General features: G+C 60.4%; 5 protein-coding genes and 1 pseudogene. 2 read left to right on the forward strand and 4 right to left on the reverse strand.

Going from position 1 to position 4,965, the window contains the following annotated elements:
* Together WCG50_RS17365 and WCG50_RS17370 are read right to left on the reverse strand one after the other, a co-directional pair.
* A pseudogene (locus WCG50_RS17365) lies at positions 1–321 on the reverse strand (ABC transporter permease); the annotation flags it as partial.
* A 106-nt stretch (positions 322–427) separates the two neighbouring features.
* Complete coding sequence (locus tag WCG50_RS17370) at positions 428–1,417, reverse strand: sugar ABC transporter substrate-binding protein (protein WP_336900854.1); 990 nt, start codon at positions 1,415–1,417, stop codon at positions 428–430.
* A gap of 142 nt (positions 1,418–1,559) precedes the next feature.
* On the opposite strand from WCG50_RS17370, the gene WCG50_RS17375 reads away from it, so the two are divergent.
* Positions 1,560–2,558 carry a PfkB family carbohydrate kinase gene (locus WCG50_RS17375; protein ID WP_336900855.1) on the forward strand — a complete coding sequence of 333 codons (999 nt, stop codon included), beginning with the start codon at positions 1,560–1,562 and terminating at the stop codon, positions 2,556–2,558.
* 11 nt (positions 2,559–2,569) lie between these two features.
* Here WCG50_RS17375 and WCG50_RS17380 read toward each other — a convergent pair whose 3' ends face one another.
* Complete coding sequence (locus tag WCG50_RS17380; protein WP_336900856.1) at positions 2,570–3,907, reverse strand: N-acetylmuramoyl-L-alanine amidase; 1,338 nt, start codon at positions 3,905–3,907, stop codon at positions 2,570–2,572.
* A complete protein-coding gene (gene tsaE / locus WCG50_RS17385) occupies positions 3,904–4,416 on the reverse strand; it encodes a tRNA (adenosine(37)-N6)-threonylcarbamoyltransferase complex ATPase subunit type 1 TsaE (RefSeq protein WP_336900857.1) in 513 nt (170 codons plus the stop codon). The genes WCG50_RS17380 and tsaE overlap by 4 nt, the downstream gene beginning before the upstream one ends.
* A 27-nt stretch (positions 4,417–4,443) precedes the next feature.
* On the opposite strand from tsaE, the gene WCG50_RS17390 reads away from it, so the two are divergent.
* Positions 4,444–4,965 (forward strand): QueG-associated DUF1730 domain-containing protein (locus tag WCG50_RS17390; RefSeq protein WP_336900858.1); only part of this gene is annotated, 522 nt, incomplete at its 3' end.

The following is a 4,965-nucleotide window of genomic DNA, read 5'->3' on the forward strand; positions in this document are numbered from 1 at the left end:
CAGACCAAAGCCGGTGGTTACCGCCAGGCCACACACAATGGCCAGATACGGGTTGAAGCCGTAATTGACAGCGAACTTGGTCATGACCACGCCGCCCAGCGCCATCACCATGCCGCACGACAAATCAATACCGGCAGTCAGAATAATCAGGGTTTGGCCAATGGCCAGCACGCCCACCACCATCACCTGCTGGAGCACCAGCGAGAGGTTTTCAGCGGTCAGAAAACGCTCTGACTGGGTGGTGAAAAAGAGGCAGGTGGTCAGCAGGGCCAACCAGGGGCCTAAAGCGCCCCAGGGGATGTGACGGGGAGATGTGTTCATGGGTAAAGCCCCAAAAAAGGAAGGAAAAAAGAGGCGCACAAAAAGGTGATTTCTTGCGCGCCCCGTCAACTCAAGGAAACAAAACTATCTCAGGAAAATCTGACGATTACTTCTCGCCCCAGCACAGGTCCATACCCGTCTTGGTGTCCTTGCTGTCCACGCCCTTGATGGCCTTGGCCGAGATCAGGGTCACGCCGGTGTCGGTGTAGCCGCTTGATTTCTTGCCGCCCTTGGCGTAGCTCACACCGGCTGCCACACCCAGTGCCGCCATTTTCAGCGGGTACTGTTGCGAGGTGGCGGTGATGATGCCGGAAGCGGTGTCGCGAATGCCCTGGCAACCGCCGTCGACTGACAGAATGGTCACGCCTTTTTCTTTGCCGGCTTTTTTCAGCGCGTTGAACGCACCGGCAGCGGCGGGTTCATTGATGGTGTAAACCACATTGATGTCGGGGTTCTTTTGCAGGCAGTTTTCCATGGCGGTCTGGCCTTTGGCCTGGTCACCGAAGCTGTCAGCCATGCACACAATGGCGGCGTCTTTGGAGAGTTCGTTGGACTTGGCATCAGCTGCGGGCAGGCCGAAACCCTTCATGAAACCGTTGTGACGCTGGGCGCCCACGGGGTGGCCGGGGAACAGGTCAAGGGTTGCAATCTTGGCTGGCTTGCCACCCATGGCGGCTTTGGCGTACTGGCCCACCAACACACCGGCTTTGTAGTTGTCGGTGGCGAAGAGGGCGTCAGCGCCTTCAAACGGGCTGTCCAGCGCAATGACTTGCACGCCTTTGGCTTGCAGTTTTTTCACGGTGGGCGCAATGGCATCGCCGCTGGCGGTGATCAGAATGGTCTTGGCGCCCGCAGCGGCCATGTTTTCCAGGGCCGTGATTTGGCCAGCGGTGTCGCCGTCCGACTTGCCGGCGGCGGTGAGCAGCTTGGCGCCGAGCTTTTTGGCTTCGGCTTCAGCGCCTTCCTTCATCTTGACGAAGAAGGCATTGGTTTCGGTTTTGGTGATCAGGCCGATGACCGGCTCGCCAGCGGCAAACGCGCTGGAGGTGGCCAGGGCCAAGGCGGTCAACACCAGGGAAGTAGTAGCTTTTTTCATGGAGAGTCTCCTCAATGGATATAAATAAATTTTGCTTTAGGGGTCAGACCCCGGGAATTCACGCTTTACGATGCAGCGCGCTTGAACTATAGTGGCAAACTACTTACTAAATCAAGTTACTTTAGTTATGGAAAACCCTAGTATGACGAAAATAAATACGCCCCTTCAAGTGGCTACCGCTGGTGAGGCGTTGATCGATTTGATACTCAATTCTGACGGCCGTCTGCAGCCTTGTCTGGGCGGCGCGGTCTACAACCTGACCCGTGCGCTGGCCCGTCAGGGGGTCGAAACCCTGTACCTCAACCCCTTGTCCAAAGACCGGTTTGGTCGCCAGTTGGCCGCTGGTTTGTCAGTGGATGGCGTGCATTTGGCCGTGCTTGAACCGGTGCCGCAAGTGACCTCGCTGGCCGTGGTCGGCGTCGACGCCCAAGGACACCCAGATTATTCTTTTTACCGCGAGGGCGTGGCAGACCGGGCCACCAGCGCCCTCGCCATGACGCAGGCTTGCGAAGCCGCCGAGGCACTGTCGCTGGTCTGCACCGGTGCACTCGCCTTGTCGCCAGACGATGCCGACACTTATTTGCCCTGGCTGGTGAGTCAGCGCCAAGCCGGCCGCACGGTGGTGATCGACGCCAACCTGCGTCCGTCGGTGATGCCGAATCTGGACCTGTACCGCCGCCATGTCATGACGGCCCTGCAATTTGCCGATGTCATCAAGGTCAGCGACGAAGACCTTGAATGTCTGGCGCTGCCCGGTGCCAATGCCACCGAGCGGGCGCACCACTTGCTGCAGAACAGCCGCGCCAGTCTCGTGGCGTTGACGCGTGGCGGTGACGGTGCGACCTTGTTGACACGGCACGGCCAGGTCTTTAACGCCCGCGAAATCGACGCAGTGGCGGTGGTTGATACAGTGGGGGCAGGCGACTGTTTCCTGGCCGGTTTGGTAGTGGCGATGCTGGAGAATGCGCTGGCTACTGACTGGGGTGCCGAAGCGGTGAGTGCGGCGCTGGCCAAGGAACTGCTGTGCAACGCCATTGCCAGTGCCAGCTTGAATGTGATGCGCCAGGGTTGTGTGCCGCCCACCCGGGGTGAGGTTAAAGCCCGGGTGGCGGCGTCGCCGTTTGAATTCAGCGCGACTTAAATACGGCTTGCTCAGGTCGTGCGGTTGCGCGCCAGGGGCGGGTTTTTGGAAAAGTAGCCTTCTATGCCGCGCATCAGGGCGTTGGCCAGTTGCACCTGGTAGGCATCGCTGTTGAGTTTGGCTTCTTCTTCGGGGTTGCTGATGAAGGCAGCCTCAACCAGCACACTGGGAATGTCAGGCGCCTTGAGCACCGCAAAACCGGCTTGCTCGACCTTGCCTTTGTGCAGTTTTCCAACCCGCCCGATTTCACCCAGCATGGCGCCGCCCAGCTTCAAGCTGTCGTTGATTTGGGCCGTGGTGCTCATGTCAAATAGGGCGCGTTTCACCTGGGCATCCTTGGCCTTGATGTTCAGGCCGCCGACCAGATCGGCCTTGTTTTCTTTGGCCGCCATCCATCGCGCTGCCGTGCTGGAAGCGCCGCCCTGACTCAGCGCAAAAATGCTGGCGCCTTGTGGGTGCGGCGTGAAAAAAGCATCGGCATGGATGCTCACAAACAAGTCGGCCTGAACGCGCTGGGCCTTTTGCACCCGCACATGCAGTGGCACAAAAAAATCAGCATCGCGGGTGAGGTAGGCGCGCAGGGGACTGCCTTTGAGGGTGGTGGCGTTGATGCGGTCGCGCAGCAGGTGGGCCAGGCGCAGCACCACGTCTTTTTCACGCGTGCCGCCGGGGCCAATGGCGCCAGGGTCTTCGCCGCCGTGGCCCGGATCAATGGCAATGATGATCAGGCGGTCAGTGGTTTCTTTTAAGGGTTTTAGGGCGCTAGACCCCGTGTTACCTGCGGGAGTAGCTACGGATTGTGTAGCAGTCTGATTTTTGGCGGAATCCGGCTTTTGGTTTTGTTGGGCGATCAAATCGCCCAGCGGGTCGACCGCCGTCGGCATCGGCGGCGCGCCATTCAGGCGCTCGGCAATCAGCGCTTCCAGCGGGTCCGCCACTTGAGTAGGGTAGAGGTCAAACACCAAGCGGTGCCGGTAGGCGGCCACCGGTAGCAGGGTGAACACCTGCGGCGTGATGGGTTGCTTCAAGTCCACCACCAAACGCACCACGCCGGGCGCAAACTGCCCGACCCGGATGCCGTCAATGGTGGGGTCGGCCGGCCCCACTTTGGCCACCAGTTCTTTCAGCGCCGGGTTCAGTTCTATGCCCTCAATGTCCACCACCAGCCGGGGTGGGCTGGGGATGAAAAATTGTTTGGCCTTGAGGGCCGTGTCCGACTCCAGGGTGACGCGCGAATAGTCCGGCGCTGGCCACACCCGCACGGCCACGATGGTGGCGCCCCGCGCCAAATGCTGCGTGCCCAGCAACAGCACCAGCGCGCCCGACTTCAACAAACTGCGGCGTTTCATGCGGGGTCCTCTTGGGCTTCTTCGGTGCTGGCTTGCAGCAAGGCGGCGCCCAAGGGCGTTTGTGCCGTCAGGGAGACTTGGCGGGCATCGTCCGTCAAGGCTTCCAGGTGAATCACCAGATCAGCACGTGGAATAAATCCGGCGGCTTTTTCGGGCCACTCGGCCAGTTTGAGGCCGGGGCTGGCAAAGATGTCGCGAAAGCCGGCGTCTTCCCATTCGCGTGGATCGCTGAAGCGGTAGAAGTCGAAGTGCCAGACGTTAAACCCTTCCAGTTCGTAAGGCTCCACCACCGCGTAGGTCGGGCTTTTGACCCGGCCCTGCACGCCCAAAGCGCGCAGCAGGTGGCGCACCAACGTGGTCTTGCCCGCCCCCAAATCGCCGTGCAATTCAATGAAAGCTGTGCGCAGGGCAGGCTGCTTGGCCAGGGCTTGGGCGAACCCTTGCGTGGCTTCCTCGCTGGGCCAGTGCAGGTTTTTTACAATCGGGGGGTGACTCACCTCAATACGCATATCAACAACAGCCAATGGATTTCCAGAATTCAGGCTTGGGCCCGGGAATTGGGATTCTCTCAAATTGGCGTGGCAGGTGTGGATTTGTCCTCATCAGAGGCCGGATTATCGGCTTGGCTGGCGAAGGGGTTTCATGGCGACATGGGCTACATGGCCTCACACGGCCTCAAGCGCGCCCGCCCGGCCGAACTGGTGCCGGGAACGGTGAGCGTCATCACGGTGCGCATGGATTACCTGCCCGGCAGCACGCCGCCCGAGTGGCAGGCGGTCGAATTTGACCGCTTAAAGCGGCCCACCGAAGGCATTGTGTCGGTCTATGCGCGGGGGCGCGACTACCACAAGGTGCTGCGCAGCCGCCTGCAAAAACTGAGCGACCGCCTCGCCTTGGAGATGGGGCCGTTTGGTCACCGCGTGTTCACCGATTCAGCGCCGGTGTTGGAGGCCGAGTTGGCGGCGCGCAGTGGTCAGGGCTGGCGCGGCAAGCACACGCTGCTGCTCAGTCGCCATGCCGGTTCGATGTTTTTTCTGGGTGAAATCTATGTCGATCTG

It is taken from the genome of Rhodoferax sp., from assembly GCF_037143375.1.
Taxonomy (GTDB): domain Bacteria; phylum Pseudomonadota; class Gammaproteobacteria; order Burkholderiales; family Burkholderiaceae_C; genus Rhodoferax.

Excerpts from the sequence above, each read along its gene's own strand:
- WCG50_RS17370 (WP_336900854.1), bottom strand. The coding sequence starts at position 1,417 with ATGAAAAAAGCTACTACTTCCCTGGTGTTGACCGCCTTGGCCCTGGCC.
- WCG50_RS17375 (WP_336900855.1), top strand. The coding sequence starts at position 1,560 with ATGACGAAAATAAATACGCCCCTTCAAGTGGCTACCGCTGGTGAGGCG.
- WCG50_RS17380 (WP_336900856.1), bottom strand. The coding sequence starts at position 3,907 with ATGAAACGCCGCAGTTTGTTGAAGTCGGGCGCGCTGGTGCTGTTGCTG.
- tsaE (WP_336900857.1), bottom strand. The coding sequence starts at position 4,416 with ATGCGTATTGAGGTGAGTCACCCCCCGATTGTAAAAAACCTGCACTGG.